Annotated in this window: 15 protein-coding genes; 10 read left to right on the top strand and 5 right to left on the bottom strand. The window is 69.1% G+C overall.

Annotation, left to right across the window (positions count from 1 at the left end; all coding sequences use genetic code 11):
- The first annotated feature begins 68 nt into the window (after positions 1-68).
- The 4 genes from ACPW96_RS12750 to ACPW96_RS12735 all read left to right on the top strand — a co-directional run bounded on the left by ACPW96_RS12750 (position 69) and on the right by ACPW96_RS12735 (position 3,744).
- Positions 69-836 carry a 3-oxoacid CoA-transferase subunit A gene (locus ACPW96_RS12750; RefSeq protein ID WP_425821253.1) on the top strand — a complete coding sequence of 256 codons (768 nt, stop codon included), beginning with the start codon at positions 69-71 and terminating at the stop codon, positions 834-836.
- Positions 833-1,474 (top strand): 3-oxoacid CoA-transferase subunit B, encoded by a 642-nt coding sequence (locus ACPW96_RS12745; protein WP_425883519.1) that lies wholly within the window; start codon positions 833-835, stop codon positions 1,472-1,474. Before ACPW96_RS12750 ends, ACPW96_RS12745 begins: the two co-directional genes overlap by 4 nt.
- A 1-nt stretch (position 1,475) precedes the next feature.
- Entirely contained in the window at positions 1,476-2,642 is a 1,167-nt protein-coding gene (locus tag ACPW96_RS12740; RefSeq protein ID WP_425883518.1) for a thiolase family protein, read from the top strand.
- 238 nt (positions 2,643-2,880) lie between these two features.
- Positions 2,881-3,744 (top strand): IclR family transcriptional regulator domain-containing protein, encoded by an 864-nt coding sequence (locus tag ACPW96_RS12735; protein WP_425883516.1) that lies wholly within the window; start codon positions 2,881-2,883, stop codon positions 3,742-3,744.
- Between the two features lie 128 nt (positions 3,745-3,872).
- On the opposite strand, the gene ACPW96_RS12730 is transcribed toward ACPW96_RS12735, so the two are convergent.
- Positions 3,873-4,862, bottom strand: coding sequence for a LysR family transcriptional regulator (locus tag ACPW96_RS12730; RefSeq protein WP_425821249.1), 990 nt, complete (start codon positions 4,860-4,862; stop codon positions 3,873-3,875).
- A gap of 228 nt (positions 4,863-5,090) precedes the next feature.
- Between ACPW96_RS12730 and ACPW96_RS12725 the strand changes: the two genes are divergently transcribed.
- From ACPW96_RS12725 to ACPW96_RS12710, 4 genes are read left to right on the top strand one after another with little or no spacing between them, the layout of a single operon-like run.
- Positions 5,091-6,380: a C-glycoside deglycosidase beta subunit domain-containing protein gene (locus ACPW96_RS12725; protein WP_425883514.1), complete on the top strand. Its 1,290-nt coding sequence runs from the start codon at positions 5,091-5,093 to the stop codon at positions 6,378-6,380.
- A 26-nt stretch (positions 6,381-6,406) separates the two neighbouring features.
- Entirely contained in the window at positions 6,407-7,885 is a 1,479-nt protein-coding gene (locus ACPW96_RS12720; RefSeq protein WP_425883512.1) for a C-glycoside deglycosidase beta subunit domain-containing protein, read from the top strand.
- 20 nt (positions 7,886-7,905) lie between these two features.
- Entirely contained in the window at positions 7,906-8,847 is a 942-nt protein-coding gene (locus ACPW96_RS12715) for an alpha/beta hydrolase (protein ID WP_425883510.1), read from the top strand.
- Complete coding sequence (locus tag ACPW96_RS12710) at positions 8,844-10,325, top strand: family 43 glycosylhydrolase (protein ID WP_425883508.1); 1,482 nt, start codon at positions 8,844-8,846, stop codon at positions 10,323-10,325. Before ACPW96_RS12715 ends, ACPW96_RS12710 begins: the two co-directional genes overlap by 4 nt.
- A gap of 12 nt (positions 10,326-10,337) precedes the next feature.
- Here ACPW96_RS12710 and ACPW96_RS12705 read toward each other — a convergent pair whose 3' ends face one another.
- From ACPW96_RS12705 to ACPW96_RS12690, 4 genes are all read right to left on the bottom strand, one after another.
- The gene (locus ACPW96_RS12705) at positions 10,338-10,967 is read right to left on the bottom strand and encodes an SGNH/GDSL hydrolase family protein (protein WP_425883506.1); all 630 of its coding nucleotides are present in this window, start codon (positions 10,965-10,967) and stop codon (positions 10,338-10,340) included.
- 50 nt (positions 10,968-11,017) lie between these two features.
- Positions 11,018-13,186 carry a glycoside hydrolase family 3 N-terminal domain-containing protein gene (locus tag ACPW96_RS12700; protein WP_425883504.1) on the bottom strand — a complete coding sequence of 723 codons (2,169 nt, stop codon included), beginning with the start codon at positions 13,184-13,186 and terminating at the stop codon, positions 11,018-11,020.
- Positions 13,187-13,271: 85 nt separating this feature from the next.
- Positions 13,272-14,573, bottom strand: coding sequence for an ABC transporter substrate-binding protein (locus ACPW96_RS12695; RefSeq protein WP_425821242.1), 1,302 nt, complete (start codon positions 14,571-14,573; stop codon positions 13,272-13,274).
- Between the two features lie 249 nt (positions 14,574-14,822).
- A complete protein-coding gene (locus ACPW96_RS12690; protein ID WP_425883831.1) occupies positions 14,823-18,041 on the bottom strand; it encodes a glycosyl hydrolase in 3,219 nt (1,072 codons plus the stop codon).
- Positions 18,042-18,216: 175 nt separating this feature from the next.
- On the opposite strand from ACPW96_RS12690, the gene ACPW96_RS12685 reads away from it, so the two are divergent.
- Positions 18,217-19,170 carry a carbohydrate ABC transporter permease gene (locus ACPW96_RS12685; protein ID WP_425883502.1) on the top strand — a complete coding sequence of 318 codons (954 nt, stop codon included), beginning with the start codon at positions 18,217-18,219 and terminating at the stop codon, positions 19,168-19,170.
- Positions 19,171-19,175: 5 nt separating this feature from the next.
- Entirely contained in the window at positions 19,176-20,012 is an 837-nt protein-coding gene (locus tag ACPW96_RS12680) for a carbohydrate ABC transporter permease (RefSeq protein WP_425821241.1), read from the top strand.
- Positions 20,013-20,138 lie beyond the last annotated feature (126 nt).

The following is a 20,138-nucleotide window of genomic DNA, read 5'->3' as shown; positions in this document are numbered from 1 at the left end:
CGGCGGCATCCGATCACTGGTATCGTTGCGTAGCGAACACGTGTACGCAGAGCGAACAGCGAGGCCTCATGATCGACAAGACGGTTCCGGATGTCGACGCCGCCGTCGCCGGCATCCCCGACGGCGCGACGGTGATGATCGGCGGGTTCGGCCGCGCCGGGCAGCCGGTCGAGTTGATCGACGCCCTCATCGCCTCGGGCGCATCCGAGCTCACAATCGTGAACAACAACGCGGGCAACGGCGACACCGGCCTCGCCGCCCTCCTCGCGGCGAAGCGTGTGCGCAAGATCGTGTGCTCCTTCCCCCGGCAGAGCGACTCCTGGGTCTTCGACGGGCTCTACCGCGCGGGGGAGATCGAGCTGGAGCTCGTGCCGCAGGGCAACCTGGCCGAGCGCATCCGGGCCGCGGGTGCCGGCATCGGCGCGTTCTTCTCACCCACCGGGGTCGGCACGCAGCTCGCCGAAGGCAAGGAGTCCCGCACGATCGAGGGCCGCGACTACGTGCTCGAGCATCCGATCCGAGCCGACTTCGCCCTGATCTCCGCGCTGAAGGCGGATCGATGGGGCAATCTCATCTACCGGCGCACCGCGCGCAACTTCGGGCCGATCATGGCCACCGCGGCCGCCCAGACCATCGTGCAGGTCGACGAGATCGTGCCGCTCGGCGGGCTGGACCCCGAGGTCGTCGTGACGCCCGGCATCTTCGTCGACCGCGTCGTCGCCGTCGGTGAGCGGGCCTGGCTGCGCGACGGCGTCTTCCTCGGTGGCGTGGATGTCGCCGGCGAGCCACTCTCTGGTGCCCCCTCGCCCTCGACCACCGGGGAGGTGACCCGATGACGACACGCATCAGCCGCGACGAGCTCGCGCGGCGCATCGCCGCCGACATCCCGGAGGGTTCGTACGTGAACCTCGGCATCGGAGCGCCGACTCTGGTTGCGAACTTCCTCCCGCGCGACCTGGAGATCATCCTGCATACGGAGAACGGGATGCTCGGCATGGGCGAGGCGCCCGCGCCGACCAAGGTCGACCCCGACCTCATCAACGCCGGCAAGCAGCCCGTCACCGAGCTGCCGGGTGCCGCCTACTTCCACCACGGCGACTCGTTCGGCATGATGCGCGGAGGCCACCTCGACGTGTGCGTGCTGGGCGCATTTCAGGTGAGCGAGGGCGGCGACCTCGCCAACTGGTCGACGGGTGAGCCGGGCTCGATCCCCGCCGTCGGCGGTGCGATGGATCTGGCGATCGGCGCGAAGCAGATCTTCGTCATGACCGATCTGCTCACCAAGCAGGGCAGCTCCAAGCTCGTCGCCGAGTGCACCTATCCGCTCACCGGCGTCGGCTGCGTCACCCGCGTCTACACCGACTACGCCATCTTCGATGTCACCGCGGACGGCTTCCGCGTGCGTCAGCTGTTCGGCGACAACACCGTTTCGGAGCTCTCGGAGCTCACCGGACTCGCACTCGAAGGAGACTGAGATGACCGCGAGCTATATCTATGACGCCGTGCGCACCCCGTTCGGACGGTACGGCAAGGGCCTCGCCGACGTGCGCCCCGATGACCTCTCGGCCGTCGTGATGCGCTCGATCGTGGAGCGCACGGGGCTGGATCCCGCCCGCATCGACGACGTGCTGTGGGGCGACGCCAACCAGGCCGGCGAGGACAACCGCAACGTCGGACGCTTCGGCGCCCTGCTCGCCGGCTTCCCCTCGACGGTGCCCGGTACGACGATCAACCGCCTCTGCGGATCGTCGATGGATGCCGTCATCCAGGGCAGCCGCGCGATCGAGACCGGCGACGCCGACATCATCCTCACCGGCGGTGTCGAGTCGATGAGCCGCGCCCCGTACGTGCTTGAAAAGGCCACGAAGCCCTTCCCCGCCGGCAATCAGACGATCTGGAACACCTCGATCGGGTGGCGGATGGTCAACCCGAAGCTCCGCAAGGACTGGACGATCAGCAACGGCGAGAGCGCCGAGAAGCTGGCCTCGATCTACGGCATCACGCGCGAGGCGCAGGACGCCTTCGCCGCGGCGAGCCATCGCCGCGCCGCCGAGGCGTGGACCGCCGGCGTCTACAACGGCGAGATCGTGCAGGTCGAAGGGCATGAGCTGGCGCGCGATGAGGGCATCCGCGACGATTCGACGGTCGAGACGCTCGCCGGCCTGAAGCCGGCCTTCGCCGCCGACGGCACCGTGACAGCGGGCAACTCGTCGCCTATCAACGACGGCACGTCCGCGGTGCTGCTGGGTGCAGAAGGGGCGATGGATGCTGAGCCGCTGGCGCGGATCACGGGCCGCGGGGTCTTCGGCAACGATCCGGATGTGTTCGGAGTCGCTCCGGTCGAGGCGGCCAACCGCGCGCTGGCGCGCGCCGGTCGCACGTGGGCACAGGTGGACTTCGTCGAGCTCAACGAGGCGTTCGCATCGCAGAGCCTGGCGTGCCTGCAGCTGTGGACCGAGCTCGACCCGGACAAACTGAACATCCACGGCGGCGCGATCGCCATGGGGCACCCGCTCGGTGCTTCAGGCGGCCGCATCATCGGCCACGCGGCGCACGAGCTCAAGCGTCGCGGCGGCGGCGTGGCGGTCGCCGCGATCTGCATCGGCGTGGGCCAGGGCCTCGCCGTCGTGCTCGAGCGGTGAGACGGCCGCCACCCGCGTACACAATGCAGGACTTCGGACCATCCGCAGGGCCGTCGGAGGCGGATTGTCCTGTGGATCGCGTGATCTCCTGCGTTGTGGGTCGAGCCCGGGCTCGGCGACCGGCATGCCCCGGTCCCGAGCCTGTCGAGGGGTCGAGGGGTCGACGCCTCGACAAGCTCGGCGACCGGGTGGGTAGGGTGAGCCGGTGACTGACGGCCGGGCAGGGGAGGATGAACGGATGACCGACGCCGACCCGCGGTCGCTGAGCGAGCGCCAGCGAGACGAGGCGCCCGACGCCGACCCCCGGTCGCTGAGCGAGCGCCAGCGAGACGAAGCGCCCGCACCTGCGGCCGGCGAGGAGTTCGTGCAGTCGCTCGCCCGGGGGCTGGCGGTCATCCGGGCGTTCGATGCGGAGCATCCGGAGCTCACCCTCAGCGACGTCGCCCGGCGCACGGGCCTCACCCGTGCCGCGGCTCGTCGGTTCCTGCTCACCCTCGAAACCCTCGGCTACGTGAGGTCGGACGCGCGCGCCTTCGCCCTGACCCCCCGGGTGCTCGAACTCGGCTTCAGCTACCTCTCGGCCCTGTCGCTCCCGGAGATCGTGCAGCCGCACCTCGAAGCCCTCTCCCGCGAGGTCGGCGAGAGCGTCTCTGCGGCGGTGCTCGACGGGCCCGACATCGTCTACGTCGCCCGCGTGCCGACGCGGCGCATCATGAGCGTGCGCATCACGATCGGCACGCGGTTCCCCGCCTATGCGACCAGCATGGGGCGCGTGCTTCTCGCCGGCCTCGCGTCGGGCGAAGTGGATGCCGCGGCATCCACTCTGCCCGCTCTCACCGAGCGCACCGTCACCGAGCCGGCCGCGCTCCGCGCCGAGCTCGCCCGCGTGAGCGACCAGGGCTGGGCGCTCGTCGACGGCGAACTCGAGCCGGGCCTGCGCTCCATCGCCGCCCCGCTGCATGCCCGCAACGGCGCGGTCGTCGCGGCGATCAACGTGTCGACGAGCTCGACCCGCGACTCGGTCGAGCACCTGCTCGAGGCCTACCTCCCGCTGCTCCTCCGCACGGCGGAGGCGATCGACGCCGAGCTCCGGCTCGTCTGAGCGCACACACCCACCCGTGGGACGCGAGCCCACCCAGGCTTCCACGTCCCCGCCTGACCGTTCCACAGGCACGCGAAAGGACGCAAAGTGCGGCAACCCCTGGAGGGATTCCCGCGCTTCGGGTCCTTTCAGCCCACAGGTGCGGGGGCGTGGGGGGATGCGAGGGCGTCGTGGGTCGGGGCGACTTCGTGAAGGCCGGCGGCCACGAGAGCCGCCGCCTCCTGAAAGATCGCCCGCATCCACGCGTGCTCGGGGTCGCGGTTGTGCACGGGATGCCACCAGAGCGCGTTGACCACGGGTGTGGCGTCGAACGGCGCGGGCAGCACGCGGATGCCGCCGACCTTCTGCGCAAGGGGAGCGAGGCCGGCCTGCAGCAGCCCCAGCCGATTGGTTCCGGTGATGAAGTGGGGCAGCGAGAGGAAGCTCTCGACGACGGCCTCGACATGCGGCTCGATCCCGAGCTGCTGGAGCTGTCGAGCGGCCGACGTGAACGCGGTCCGCGTCTGATACGTGAACACCCACGGCAGCCGCCCGAGGTGCTCCATCGTGAGTTCGTCGCCGATGGCCTCGTTCGACTCGGAGGCGAGGATCACCCAGTCGTCCCGCCAGAGGTCGGCGTAAGGGAGGTCGGTGAGGTACCCGTGCGGGATGACCATGCCGTCGACCGAGCGCAGCCTGGTCGAGACCTCCTCGACGATGGCCGGGTTGTGCAGCATGAAGCGGAATCGCACGCCCGGCGCCCGCTCGGCCGCGAGCTTCGAGACCGCCGTGCCGATCGTGGCGAATCCGTAATCCGAGCCGTAGACCGAGAACTCGCGCGTGGAATCCCGGGGGCTCCAGCTTGCCTGACTCTCGAAGACGCGCCGTGCCGCCTCGAGCGCCGTCGTGGTGTGCTCGGTGAGGCGGATCGCCAAAGGTGTGAGCTCGTACGTGTTGCCCCGCCGGGCGAGGATCGGGTCATTGAAGTGGGTCCGCAGGCGCGCGAGCGAGGCGCTGAGGGCCGGCTGGCTCAGGTGCAGCCGCTCCGCGGCGCGCGTCACGCTGCGCTCGGTGAGCAGGGCGTCGAGCGCAACGAGCAGATTCAGATCGAGCCGGGAGAGCAGCGGTTGATCGGACACGGCGATGTGTTCCTTAGAGTCGGGATTTCTCGTGCTCAGTGTATCCGCCGCATCTATGGAATCCAGGGCCTCATCGGTCGGGACGATGATCGACCCGCGTTCTCGTTATGCGCGCATCCATCATTCTTATGCGTGTATGCGACATAACGCTGATACGGTGAAGACGGCTCAGCGGCGCGCACAGGGGACCGCCGGCCGGAAATCCCTCCCACCAGAGAGCGAGCATCGATGCTTCTCGAGCGAGACCTCATCCAGTCCACGGGCTTCCGAAACGTGCGGGACGGGGATGCCATCGTCGGATTCCAGTTCCACGTGCGCATGCAGTCGTACCGCGGCATGGCGGCATCCCTGATCGACGGCATCGCCGTCAGAGTAGGCGATCTGGTCGATGTCGGCCCCGAGGTTCCGCTCTGGACCTTCGGAGGTCGCACCTACACGCTGCGGGAGCTCTGGGAGAGCGAAGGCGTTCGCTGGCAGCTCGAAGAGCCGGGCGTCGTCACGGTTCCCTTCCCCGGCGGGCTGCCGGAAGGCATCCACGAGGTCTCGGTCGAACTCCGCCTGCGGATGTCGTACATCCCTCTCGAGCACCAGCCCAGCGTCTTCCGCGCCACCAAGCGCATCACGCTGACCTCCGACCTCGACGGCGGACCCTTCAAGTACGGCGTCTCGCTCTACAGCTTCATGCACGACTACGGAACGGTGCTGGATCTCGAGACGGCGCTTGCGGCGGTGGCGGATGTCGGCGCCACCGGTGTCGAGATCCTCGGCGAGGGCCACGTCGCGAACTACCCCGAGCCGTCGACCGCGTGGATCGACGCCTGGTTCGGGCTGCTCGAGAAGTACTCGCTCGAGCCGACGAACTACGGCTCGTGGATCGACACCCGGCTGCACCCGGGCCGGAGCATGTCGGCCGAGGAGGGCGCGGCGACGCTGCAGCGAGACCTGCGCCTGGCGGAGCGCCTCGGATTCCGCTTGGTGCGGCCCAAGATCGGTGTGGTGTCGAGCGATCTCATCCCCGACCCGATCTGGACCGAGTCCGTCGAGCGGAGCCTCGACCTCGCCGCCGAGCTCGACGTCGTGATCTGCCCGGAGATCCACTCGCCGACGCCCATCAAGCATCCGGTCGTCGACGACTACATTGCGCTGATCGAGCGCACCGGCACGAAGCATTTCGGGCTGCTCATCGACACCGGCATCTTCCAGGACCGCCCGATCCCGCTGCGACCGGGTGAGACCCGCGAGACCCGGCCGGCGTTCCTCGACGGCATCGGAGTCGACCCCGCCGACCTGGTCGACATCGGCAAGTACATCGCCTTCGTGCAGGCGAAGTTCCACGACATCGACGACACCCTCGAGGATCAGCAGATCCCCTGGGAGCCGGTGCTGCGGGGCCTCCGCGACGCCGGATACAGCGGGTACCTCTCCAGCGAGTACGAGGGCGACCGCACGCCGTGGCGCTCGCTCGAGCAGATCCGGCGCCAGCATTCGCTCATGCGCCGCGTCGCCTCTCAGCTCTAATCCCCTTCACCCGAACAGGACACGACATGCCCAACGGACTCCTCTCCGACGACAGCCTTCGCACCCACCCGGACGGGCTGGCTCTCTCGCTGACCCTGCCGTGGTACCGCAGCCTCTGGCTCTCCTCCGTCGGCACGCTCAGCGTCACGATCGACGGTGCGCCCGTCGATCCCGCCGACGTGACGTTCGAGCTGGCCGGCACGCGCTATACCCTCGAGCAGCTTCCGGAGCAGAGCGACGTGCTGTGGTACCTGCAGGAGCACCCGCTGCTGATCGTGCGGCGCGATGCCCCGATCGCGCTCGGGGAGACGCACGAGGTCGAGATCTTCGGCGAGCTGCGCCTGCCGTACATGCAGATTGCCCCGGGGCAGGACGGCGGTCCCGGGATGTACGTGCCGAACATCGTCCGCCAGTCGCTGACGCTGACGGCGACGGATCGGGACGCCCCGGTCCCGGCGCTCGTCTCCGACGTGCCGCCGCCACCCGCCGCCACGGAGGACGACCCCTTCAAGCTCGGGCTGACGCTGTACTCCGCTAGCGGGGAGTTCCGCGCCGGCTGGTACGACTTCGATGGGCTCCTCGACCGAGTCGCCGAACTCGGCATCGGCCCGGGTATCGAGATCGTCGCCTCCCAGGTTCTGCGCACCTACCCCGAGGTCACCGACGAATTCGTACGCACGTGGCGTGCGGCCTTCGACCGGCACGGGTTCGACGAGAGCTCCTTCGGCGCCAACCTCGACATGGGGCGCCGGCGGGACCGCGACATGACGCCCGACGAGGAGTTCGAGTTCAGCGAGGTGCTCTTCCGAGGAGCCAAGAAGCTCGGGTTCCCGCTCGTGCGCATCCAGAGCGCCAAGCCCGAGCTGCTGCGGCGGCTGCTGCCGGTCGCCGAAGAGCTGGACCTCAAGCTCGCGTACGAGATCCACGCGCCGATGGGGCCGAACTCCCCCGAGATCCTGAAGGTGCGCGAGGTCTACGACCAGCTCGACTCGCTGCTCCTCGGCTTCGTCGCCGACTTCTCATCGACGATGCATGCGATGTCGCCGACCCTCCTGCGTGCGGTGCGCAAGGCCGGTCTGGACGACGCGTCCGTCGAGCGGATGCAGGAGATCTGGGCGACCGATGCGTCCATGCGCGAGCGCCAGCAGGAGTTCATCGGCTACCTGCAGTCCCGCGACTTCGACCCGGGTCGCCTCGGCTCCTTCGCCCACCTGGCCTTCAACATGCACGGGCACGTCGATCCCCGCGAGTGGGGCGACATCATGCCCCAGATCCTCCACGTGCACGCGAAGTTCTACGACATCGACGAGAACGGCCGGGAGCCGGCCATCGACTATCCCGAGCTCGTCCGGGTGTTCGTCGACGGCGGCTACCGCGGCTATTGGTCGAGCGAGTGGGAAGGTCACGCGTTCGCCGAGACGGGCGAGGTCGACCCGCTGCTGCTCGTCCGCAAGCAGCACGACCTGATCCGCAGCAGCATGCGCGCGGTCCGGCAGCCGGCGTAGCTCGAGGGCCCCGAGACGTCATGACGCACAGCGACCCGATCACTCCCGTCGACGCGGGTCTACCGGACTTCCGGCGGCTTCCCGTTCCGGACGCGCTGGTCTGGCTGGCCGAGCACGGCGAGCCCCATGACCCGCGCACGGACATCGACACGGCTTCGCTCGTGCGGCGTTTTCCCCACCTCGCATCCGTGGAGACCACGGACGAGTCGATCACGGGTCCGAACGGGCCGGTGCCGATCCGGCTTTACCGGGATCCGTCGGCCAGTCCGACCGGCCGCGCCCTTGTCTGGGTGCACGGCGGCGCGTTCATCGGCGGCCACCTCGACATGCCGGAGTCGAACTGGTTCGCGCGGGAGCTCGCCAGCCGCGGCATCCCGGTCGCCGCCGTGGACTACACGAAATGCCTCGGGGGCGTGCACTACCCGACGCCCTCCGACGACGTGCTGGCCGCCTGGCTGCATGTCAGGGATGCCGCGGGTGAACTGCTCGGGGTGCCGCCGACCGCGCTCGCGCTGGGGGGCGCAAGCGCGGGCGGTGCGCTCACTGCCGGTGCCGTGACGCGCCTGCGGGACGCCGGCGACAAGCTGCCGGACCGCTTGGTGCTCGTGTACCCGTTGTTGCATCCCAACGGACCAGCCCCTTCCGCGGAGGTCGACGCGGAATCGCCGCACGGACAGCTGACGATGAATTACGCGGGGAGCACCGATGCCCTCGCTGATCCCCACGTCTTCGCGGGACTCGGCCACGGCCGCGACTTCCCTCCCACGCTCGTCGTCGTCTGTGAGCTGGACGAGTTACGTCCGTCCGGAGAGATCTTCGTGGCAACCCTTCGGGCGGCCGGGTCCGAGGCCACCCTCTACACCGAGGCATCCGCCCGCCACGGACACATCGATCACCCGGGGGCGGAGGATGCGCTGCGCACGATCGCCGCGATCGCCGACTGGTTCGGAGGCTCCGCGTGACGAAGGTGACCTTCCGCAACCCTGTCCTCGCCGGCGACCGGCCGGATCCCGCCGTCATCAAAGTCGGGGACGAATACTGGATGACGTACTCATCGTTCGAGGCGGCGCCAGGGCTTCTGCTCTACCGCTCGCGCGACCTCGTGAACTGGACCTACGAGTGCGCGGCGCTGCCCGAGCCCGTCGGCAACACCTTCGCGGTGGACATCGCCGAGCACGACGGGCACTTCTACATCTACATCCCCTTCATCCCGACTCCGTGGTCGACGCTGACGGATGCCTCGATCTTCGTCATCCACGCACCGGCGATGAGCGGACCGTGGTCCGAGCCGATCGATCTGGGAATCCGCGGCGCCATCGACCCCGGACACGTCGTCGGAGAGGACGGCCGGCGGTACCTGTTCGTCAGCGGGGTGCGGCGCATCGCGCTCGCTGACGACGGGCTCTCCACCATCGGCGAACTGGAGCACGTGTACGACGGCTGGCGGTACCCGGACGAGTGGGTGACCGAGTCGTACGCGCTGGAGGGGCCGAAGCTCTTTCGCAAGGACGGCTGGATCTACCTGGTGAGCGCCGTGGGCGGGACGGCGGGCCCGCCCACGGGTCACATGGTGATCGTGGCGCGGTCGCGCTCCGTGCATGGGCCGTGGGAGAACCACCCGCGCAACCCGATCGCTCGGACGACGGAGGCCGCCGAGCGCTGGTGGTCCCGAGGACATGCGACCCTCGTGCCGGGGCCGGCTCGGGCCGATGATTCCGACTGGTGGATGGTCTCGCACGGCTACGAGAACGGCTACCGCACGCTGGGCCGTCAGATCCTGCTCGAGCCGATCCGGTGGAGCGAGGACGGCTGGCCGGAGGCAGCGCTCGCGGATCCCGGGGCCGAGATCGAGGTGCCGTCCGGAGCGGATGGTCAACGGCCTCCCGTGGAATTCGAGGACGACTTCTCGACGCTCTTGCTCGGCGAGCGCTGGGCCTTCCACGCGCCATCCCGCGGCGAGGCCGGGCGGATCCGGGTCGAGGACGGCATGGTGATGGCGGGCAAGGGCACGTCGCCCGCTGACACGTCGCCCCTGGCCATGCTGACCGGCGACCACTCCTACGAAGTCGAGGTGGAGCTGACTCTCGAGTCCGCCGGCGTAGAGGCGGGGCTGCTGCTGTTCTTCAACAACCGGCTCTCCTGCGGGATGGGAATCGACGTCGAGCGGATGCTGAGCTACTCGGGCGGCATGCGCACCCACTGGCGGGAGCCGGTGCCTTCGAGTGATCGCATCGCGCTCCGCATCCGGAATGATCAGCACATCGTGACCGGCTGGTATCGGCTGCCCGACGGTGAGTGGATTCGTCACGCCGTGCGCTACGAGACGTCCGGCTACCACGCCAACACGATTGGCGACCTGCTGAGCCTTCGCCCCGCGCTCTACGCGACGGGGAACGGCTCGGCTCGTTTCAGGAACTTCCGCTACCGCCCGCTCCCGTGAGCGCACAAGCGGCTAGTGCTTCGCCGCCTCCCACCAGGTGTGCGCGAGCAGCTCGTTGCCGGCGCCGGTCGGGTGTATCCCGTCGGCGAGGAGCGTCCGCGCTCCCTGGGACGCGGCCGCCTGCGCGAAGATGGCGTCGAGAGGGATCAGCTCGGCGTCGAACCGGGACGCCAGGTCCCGCACGACGGCGATCTTCTCGTCGAGGTCTTCTTCGTGCCAACGCGCCTGGTCGGCCGTGAACGGCACGAGAAACGGCTCCATGAGCACGAGGCGGTCCAGCGCCGACGCCCGTTGTGCTTGGTCGAGGATGCTCGCGTAGTCGGCCTTGAAGTCGGCGGCGCTCGTGGGGTCTGCCTCGTCGTATCGGCGCGCCGTGTCGTTGATGCCGATCAGAACCGTGAGCACCGAGGGCGCGATGCTCAGGCAGTCCTCGGTCCACCGCCTTCGCAGGTCCCGCACGCGGTTGCCCGCGATCCCGCGATTGACCACGGTCATGCCGGTCCCGGCATCCCGGGCCCTCTCGGCAATCCGGCGGACGAAGCCGCTACCGAGCGGTGCGTACTCGGAAGTCCTTCGGTAGTAGTCGGTGATGCTGTCACCGATGAAGAGTGCAACGGTGCCGTCTTCGGAAATGGGGTGCATTCGATCTCGTTCCTTCGCTTGAAGAATGGTTCCGCCGGCCGACGGAGACCTCAGATCACCCGCAGCTCGACGAACTGCGTGTGCTTCAGGGCGCCACCGATGTGCAGGTGGAACGTACCCCGCTCGACGCGGAACGAGGCGCCGACGCCGTCCGTGACCCAGAACCCCAACTGCTCCTGCCCCACCGAGAACTCGATGACCGCCCTCGCGCCGGGTTCGAACGTGCGGCGCTCGAAGGCGACGAGGCGACGAACGGGGGGAGCGACACTCGCCACGAGATCCTCTATGAAGAGCTGAATCACCTCGTCGCCGCGACGGCCTGACGTGTTCGTCACATCGAGGGACAGTGTCACGGCCTCGCCCGCATGGACCCGCTCGAGTTTCAGCTCCGCAACGGTCAGCCGTGGCTCTCCGTGGGTGAAGGTGGCGTAGCCGGAGCCGTGCCCGAAGTCGAACTCGGGCCCGAGCTCCGCGTCCAGGTACTTCGAGGTGTATTTGTCCTGAACGTTGTCGGGACCGTGCAGCCCCACGTCGGCGTGCTCGAGCTCGAGAGCGCCGCCGGTGGTCGCCGGGCGGCCTGTGTTCTCATGTGCGTAGTAGACCGGGACCTGGCCGACGGAGCGGGGAAAAGACATCGGAAGCCGCCCGGCGGGATCGCGCTCGCCTGTCAGCACGTCGACGATGGCCGCCGGCGCCTCGGTGCCGCCGTGCCACACCTCCAGCACCGCCGGTGCCTCGTCGATCCAATCGGCCACCACAAGAGGGCGACCGTTGGCCAGGACGACGACGAACGGGATGCCGCATCCGGCGATCGCGCGGATCAGGTCGGCCTGCCGGCCGGGCAGCCGCAGGTCGCTGCGCGACGCCGCCTCGCCCGAGAGGGCCGACGGCTCGCCGACGCAGATCACGATGGCGTCGACGATCCGCGCCGCCGCGACGGCCGCGGCGATGTCGTCCGATCCGTCCCCGAGGAATGAGACTCCGGGCACCACCTGCACCTCGGTCGCCGGCCAGCGGGCGCTCAGCTCGCCGGCGATCGACCCGGACGGCGCCGCGAAGGATTGCGTCCAGGCGCCGAGATGATCCGTCGAGTCGGCGTACGGACCGGTGAGCAGCACTCGCGCCGGTGCCGAGAGCGGCAGCGTGCCGTCGTTCTTCAGCAGAACGGCGGCGCGGGCCGCGGCGCCCCGAACCAGTTCGCGCGCGGCCGCCGTCGGGGCGACCAGCTCGGCGTCCTCGTCGACGTACGGGTTCTCGAACAGGCCGAGCGACTCCTTCAGGGCGAGCACCCTGGCGACCGCGTCGTCGATGCGGGCGCCGTCCAGCACGTCCGGTGTCAGGGCGGCGGCGACATCCGACGGCGCTCCGCCCATCTCGACATCCAGCCCCGCCTCGTACGCCATGCGGACGGCCTGCACCATGTCTTCGGCGACGCCGTGCGGGAGCAGGTTGCGAACTCCGTCCGCGTCGCCGACGACGATGCCGCCGAATCCCCATTCGGACTTCAGCACATCGGTGAGGAGGTGCCGGTTCGCGTGCATCGGGATGCCGGAGACGGTGTTGAAAGACGCCATCACGGCGGCGGCCCCGGCGTCCACCGCGGCCCGGAAAGGCTCGAGGTACACGTTTCGCAGGCGGTGCGTCGACACGTCGACCGCGTTGTAGTCTCGGCCGCCCTCCGGCTGGCCGTAGGCGACGAAGTGCTTGGCGGTGGCGGCGATGCTGTCGGCTGCGGCCAGGTCGGTGCCCTGGTAGCCCCGCACCATCGCGGCTCCGAGAACGGCGTTGACGTGGACGTCTTCGCCGAAGCCCTCGACGACACGACCCCAACGCGGATCGCGCGAGACGTCGATCATGGGCGAGAAGGTCCAGGTCACCCCTCCGGAGCGGGCCTCGGTCGCCGCCAGGCGGGCGAGGTCCTCAACCAGCGGCGCGTCGAACGTCGCAGCCATCGCGAGCGGCACGGGTGCGATGGTGCGCTGGCCGTGAATCACGTCGAGTCCGATGAGAAGGGGGATGCCGAGCCGGGTGTGCTCGACGGCCTCCCGCTGCAGCGCGTTGGTGGCGGCCGCCGAGCGCGGCCAGAATGTCGAGCCGATGCCCGCACGGACGAGCGCCGCGGCGTCTTCCGGGCGAGGGCGGAAGACGATCTGGAGCTGCCCCAGCTTCTCGGCCCAGGTCATCCCGTCGATGAGCTGCTGCACTCGGGGGCTCGTCATGTCTCTGTTCTCTCTGGGCTCTTCTATGGGCGAAATGCCGCAGCCCAGGAACCGGGATCCCTGGGCTGCGGCCGGAAGTCGGGGACTACTCGCCCCAGGCGGCATCCATCTCTTCGAGGACCTGATCGACGGTCTTCTGACCGGTCAGCAGGCCCTGGACGCCGGTGCCGAGGGTGGTGTACACGTCCGGGTTGGGCCATCCGGCATTGGGGACGCCGGTGTAGGCGCCGGAGGCCAGCAGCTCGCCGATCGGCTCGTAGGCAGGCGACAGCGTTTCGGCGTCGATACCCGTGATCGGAACCGCTCCCGACAGTTCGGCGAAGGCAGCCGCCTGCTCGGGCTGGGCAACCCAGTCGAGGAACTCCTGAGCGGACGACTTGACGGCGTCTTCCGAAGAGGCGTTGATGGCCCACGCGTAGTTGGCGCCGGTTACCGTGAACGCATCCTGACCGTCCGCAGGCGGGAACGCCTGCACGTTGAGCTCGGATCCCGTCGCGGTGCCGATCGACGCCGCTGCGGAGCCGGGCACGGCCGCCGTGAGCGATGTGCCGCCACCGAGACCGGCCGTGATGCTGTCGAACGTGCCGCCCGCCGCGCCGTCCTGGAAGCAGCCGCTGTCATTCATCTCGACGATGTCCTCCAGCACGTCTTTCCAGCCACTGTCGGCGAAGGTGACGTCTCCGCTGGCACGCTGCTCGTTCCAGTCGGGGTTCTCCGCGTATACCCGCGTCGCGGAGATGAGCATGGAGAACAGGCCGGTGTTGAAGGGGACGCCGCCGGCGAGGACCGAGAAGGTCTTGCCCGCATCGCGTGCCTCCGTGCACGCCGCGAGGAGATCGTCGTAGGTCTCCGGGTAGTCGATGCCCGCCTCTTCGCCGGCGGTGACGTTGAACACCATGCCGACCGGCGTGATGGCAGTGGGCTGGGCGTAGGTCTCACCGTCGATCTGGAACTCCCCTTCGCTCCCGGCCGGAAGCAGGCCGGCCGAGGTCTCATCGAGCGGCTCGAGGAAGTCGGCCTCTGCGAGGGTGATGACAGAGATCGGCTGGCCGGTTCCCGGTGAGAGGATCATGACGTCTGCGGCATTGCCGGCCTGGAGCTGCGTCGTGACCTGCGAGTTGTAGGCGTCGGACGGGTAGGGGATGACCTCGATCTCGACGCCGGTCTCTTCGGTGTATTTCGCGGCGGTCTGGGCGTAGAAGTCGTCGGCGTCATTCGCCGCGGCGACCATCATCGAGAATCCGGCCGCGCCCCCGTCGCCGGAGCCGCCGTCTGAATCGCCCGAGTCGCCGCCTCCACCGGTGCAGCCGGCGAGGAGGAGGGCGCCCGTCACCGGGATCGCGAGGAGCGTCCACCGGAGGTGCCGTGTGGCTGTCTGCTGTGACATGTCAAGCCTTTCATGACGTCGTTGTCGCCAGAGCGGGTGCTGGCGCGGCCGGTGGCCGCAGATCCAGCGTGGCACACATAAGCGCTATTCCGACATAAGGATTGCTGATGCACGGCAAAAGGGGCGCTGATCTGTGCGCCCCCGTTACGGACGGCACCCGTGGGTTTGGGGCGGATTCCCTCCCGTGGGGCGCGTATGGTGCGCCCCGAAGGCGGGATCGCGCCCCAAACCCTGCCGGAAGGTGGGGGGTCAGCCGATCCGCTGCGCCACGAGCGTCACGGGCCCCGCCAGCCCGGCGGGGAGGGGCGCCGCCGCCGGCTCATAGACGTCGGCCATGGGCGCGAAGATCTCGCCTGTGGCCGCGGATGCCTCGCCGATGAGCCGGTTGCGCCACGGGGTCGTCACTTGCACCTCCAGAACGTTCCCGCCCTCGCGGATGGCGGCGGTCACGTCGACCTGGAACGGCGCGGTCCATGCGATTCCGCAGTCCGTGCCGTTCACGAGCACCCGGGCGATGTCGCCGACCTGCCCGAACTGCACGAGCAGTCGGTCGGCGCTCGCCGAGACGGCATCCAGGTCGAACGGAAGACGATAGACGCCCGTGCCGGAGAAGACGCGCGCCTCGGCGTCGAGGTCCGTCCAGAGCCGGGGTCGCGGCTCCATGTGCACGTTCTCGCGCCCCGGAAGGTGCAGCATCCACGCCCCCCGCAACTCGATGCCGGTCTCACGCGCGATCGGCGCATCCGCATCGGTGCCTTGCATCACGAACACGGAACCGAACGCGGGCAGAGACAGCGCGAACGACCGGATGTCGCCCTCCGTGCCGGCGGCAGGGAGCGCGTTGCGGGTCAGCATCACCGGGTCCCAGCCGACGAGCGGGCCGACGGAGGCCGGCACCCGCACGGTGACCTCGATCGGCTCGCGCTTCGGATTGGCGAGGAACGTCACCCGGCGCCCGTCGATGAGGCGGGCGATCTGGCGGACGGGGCCACCCTCCACCACGAACTCGGCCGCCTCGCCCAGCTCGGCGAGCGCGGCCGCGAGATCGTCCGTCGCGATCATCCTGCCCGCTGCACCCGACCAGATGCGCTCGCAGGCTGCATCGAAGTCCGCGGGTTCGTCGGCGAGCGACGGCGAGGACAGGGGCCGCTCTCCGACGACGGTCGCTCCCGCCGCGAGCAGGCGCTCGATGTGCCCCAGGCTGGACACGGTCAGTCGCCGGCTCGCTCCTCCCAGGTAGAGCACCCGATAGGTCGCGCCGGCGGAGGCCAGCCGGCCGTTCTCGACACGCAGGATGTCGCGGAGCGCGTCGGCGCCGATGTAGTCGAAGTCGAACCCCGGAGGAACCGACTCGTCTGTCCGGTGCTCGAAGAGCCCGGTAACCGGTGCCTCCTCGCCGACGAAGACCGCGATGTCGACCGCCGGCCGGCCGGTGTTCAGCATCGCCGCGCACCGCGACAGATAGTCGATCCACGGGCGAGCGACGCCCGCCCAGGTCTCGTTCACGGTGAACGCCTGTCCCAGGAACGGGGCCAGGGCGATCCCGGGCGGCGGCGCGGTGATCGGCTGGTGCGGAGAAGTGTGGATGCAGAAGCGGGTCACCCCGAGCGCGAGCTGCAGATCGGCGACATGCTTGAGACTCTGCGGCGTCGAGCTCCATGGCCGCTCGAACGACGTGAACGCCTCGGAGCCGGTCCACTTCTTGTCGTACACGTGGGCGACGGATGCCGCGCCCTTCAGGTCGGCGACGTACGTCGCGCGCGGCTCCCCCTGCGGTCCGAACGTCCACATCGCACCCATCGGCACGTCGGCGTGCGAGCGCATGGCGAGGTCGTCGCCGAGCTGCGGCCTCCCGTCCTCGAGCGCCTCGGCGTAGTGGACCATCCCGTGCCGGTGCGCCACCGACGCGATCGTGCCGTAGTAGGCCGAGGCGAAGAGCTCGGCGATCGTGCGGCGATAGTCGAAGAGGAACCGATCGGATTCCGCGGCCGAGCCGACGACGAAGCCGGCAAGGGCGGGAAGCCACGGCGTCGGGTCGTACCCCCGTGATTGCCGGAACTGCTCGAGGATCCGCTCCGTCCAGTTCTGGGGGCCCGCCTCGATGCTGTCGCTCAGCAGGGCGCCGATGGGGCCGCGATCCGCGTCGGCGGCGCCGAAGGTGCGCGAGAGGTACGACTCCAGGTACGCCGCGACCCGCGCTCCATCGAGCTTGTCGATCTCGAGGCCCGTGACGTCGGTGAGGGCGGGACCGTTGGTCTGGCCCGTGAGCGAGGCGCCGAGTCGCAGCACGCGCCAGCGACCCGCCGGCGCGTTCCAGTGCAGGATGCCGCTCTTCACCTGATCTGTGAGATCGACGACCCCGGCCGGATCGAGCGTGCCGCCGCTCACCCCGGGATCGGTGTCGACGGCGAAGTAGTCAGCCACGACGCCGAAGCCGGCCTTCTCCTCCGCACGATGCACGCGCCCGCCCGGGCGGAGCACGAACTCCGAGACCCGGAATTCGGATGCCCGCCGGAGGACGGGTGGGAGGCGTACGCCGTCTCCGACCGGGGGCAGCGCGTCGGCGGCGCTCGCCGCGGAGAGGACGAGGCGGAACGTACGTGCCCGCACCGGCGGGAAGGCGGCCGTTCGGGCCGGGACCGCCGTCGCCGGCAGTTCGATCACGTCGTGGAACGCGATCCCGTTCTGGCTGGCCTGCAGAACGGCCGTCGGTGCCGGCGCCGCCCCGAATCCCCGTGGCCCCGTCAGCCCGACGGTGATCGAGCCGACCCACGTCGGCTCGGCGAAACGCTGCTCCACCCAGGTCGCGGACCATCCGTCGGGGTCGCGCGGCAGTTCGATCGAGGAGGCGAACGACCCGTCGCACAGGGGAGACCAGTCCTCGACCTCGCCAGCCGCGGCGAACGAGTCGGGTCGAAGGGTCTCGTGGTCGTCGTCGGCCGCAAACGCCAGCACCCGCCAGTCCGACGAGAACGACAGGGCCCCGGCATCCGTCCCCCAGCGGGGGCAGTCCTGATAGAGACCGGCCGTAGCGGGCATGGGAGGGAGCGGGATCGCTACCGGGCCGCCCCCATCGACCAGCTGCTCCGACCAGACCACCTTCTTCATGGCATCCGCGGGCTCGACCCACGGGGCGCCGGCGGCGCTCCAGCCGGCGGAGGTGGCGACGGCGAACTCCAGGCCGAGCTCTTCGGCCGTGCGGGTCGCCACGGACACCGCTTCCGCCCAGGCGTCGCTCCCCGGCCGAACGGCGTGTGGAACGACGAGCGGCACGCCCATGCCTCCGTCGAAGAGCTGCACGCCTCGCACGCCGACGGCGTGCAGCCAGCGCAGATCCCGCCGGATGCCGTCGACGTCGACGTTGCCGTCCATCCAGTGCCACCACACTCTCGGTCGCGCCGAGTCGGGCGGCTCAACGAACGTTCGCCAGAGCTCCGTTCGCAGGTCGTCGCCATTGTCCCGATGCATGGTGGTCACCGACGAATTGTCCCAGCGTGGGGCTGCCCTTGCCCGGCCGGGGCCACTTATACCCGATATCGGAAGTACTTATGTGTGCTTTCGACGCAAGCGTGTGATAGTAGACCGCGAGCGCTCCATGACGATGATGGGGCACCCCGACAACGAGGTCAGAGAGCAGATGACAGTGACGATCGACGAGAACAGTACTCGCACCCTCACCGTGCCCCCTCGAGCCCGGCGCACGCCGCCGCCGCGGGACCGTCGCAAGCCGTTGCTGCAGTTCGGTCACTGGTGGTGGGCGCTGCCGGCGATCGTGTTGGTGATCGCGGTGCACTACGTGGCCACCCTCACCGGGGGATTCTTCGCGTTCACGAACTGGACCGGCCTGGGCGACTGGGAGTTCATCGGCCTCGACAACTTCGTCCGGATCTTCAACGATCCGCAGCTGCTCGGGGCGGTGTGGAACACGCTGTTCCTGGCGTTGGCGTCGGTGCTGCTCACCAACATCTTCGGCCTGCTGTTCGCGCTGGCGATCAACCGGATGCTGAAGTCCAGGTACATCCTGCGCACCCTGCTGTTCATGCCCGTCGTGCTCAGCCCCCTCGCCGTCGCCTACGTCTGGAAGTTCATCTTCCAGTTCAACGGACCGCTCAACGGCCTGCTGGGATTCCTCGGTTTGGAAGAGCTGCAGAAGGTCTGGCTCGCGGATCCCACGTGGTCGATCTGGGCGATCCTGATCACCGTCGTCTGGCAGCAGACCGGCTTCACGATGGTGATCTACCTGGCAGGGCTCGCCTCGGTTCCCGTCGAGGTCGAGGAGGCCGCCGCGCTGGACGGCGCGGGCATCTGGGGCCGCTTCTGGAACGTCACCGTTCCCGCCATCCGCCCCTCGATCGCCATCGCGACCACCCTCGGCATCATCCAGGGGCTGCGCATCTTCGACCAGATCCTCGCCCTCACCGGCGGTGGACCGGCCGGCGCGACCGAGACCCTCGCGACCGAGGTCTACAAGCAGGCGTTCTCGCTCGGGCAGTTCGGCTTCGGCTCGGCGCTCGCGCTCGTGCTCACCGTGATCATCCTGGCGTTCGCCATCCTCCAGCAATTCGTCACCCGCGACCGCGACGCCGGAAGGGCCTGAGAAACATGTTCCGCTATACCAAAGCCACCGCGGCCCGTGAGGTCCTCGTCTGGATCATCACCCTTCTCGGGCTCCTCCCGTTCTACATCCTCATCGTCACCTCGCTGAAGAGCGACGAAGAGGCGCTGACCACCAGCGCCGTCGCGCCGCCGACGTCGATCGACTTCAGCGCGTTCGTCGAGGTGCTCACCACCACGGGCCGCAACAGCATCCCGATGAGCATCCTGAACAGCGTGATCATCACCGCCGGCGCGATCTTCGGCCTGGTGCTGCTCGGCTCGGTCGCGGCGTACGTGATCGCCCGCCGCACCCGCCGGTGGACGACCTGGACGTACTACCTCGTGCTGATCGCCATCATCCTGCCCGCGCAGCTGGGAACCGTTCCCCTCTACATCGGCGCGCGGAGCGTGGGGCTCACCGGCAACGCGATCGGCATGATCCTGCTCTGGATCGCCATCCTGCTGCCCCTGTCGGTGTTCCTCTACGCGAGCTTCTTCCGCGGGCTGACCACCGAGTACGAGGAGGCCGCCGTCATCGACGGTGCGTCGCCGACCCAGGCCTTCTTCCGGGTCGTGCTGCCGTTGATGGCGCCGGCCACCGGAACCGTCGCCATCCTGGCCGGCCTCATCGTCTGGAACGACTTCTTCAACTCGCTGATCTTCCTCGGCGGATCCACCACCCAGACCCTGCCCGTCGCGATGTACACATACGTCGGTGGCCTCGTCTCGGCCTGGAACAAGATCTTCGCGGTCGTGATCATCTCGATGATCCCGATCCTCGCGTTCTACATGTTCGCGCAGAAGAAGTTCATCCAGGGCTTCGCCGGCGGACTGAAGGGCTGATCCGCCGCGCGGACATCCATCGATTCGAGAGCGGCCGGATCGTCGAGCTCGGGAACCCGCGGGTTCCCGAGCATGCCGCCCACGACCATCCGATGTTCTGACCCTACGACAGGCTCAGGGACCGTC

The sequence above is a fragment of the Micromonospora sp. DT81.3 genome, assembly GCF_049847225.1.
Classification (GTDB): Bacteria; Actinomycetota; Actinomycetes; order Actinomycetales; family Microbacteriaceae; genus Microbacterium.
Note: the sequence above shows the minus strand (reverse complement) of the source record. Positions and strands in the feature narration are given on the sequence as shown.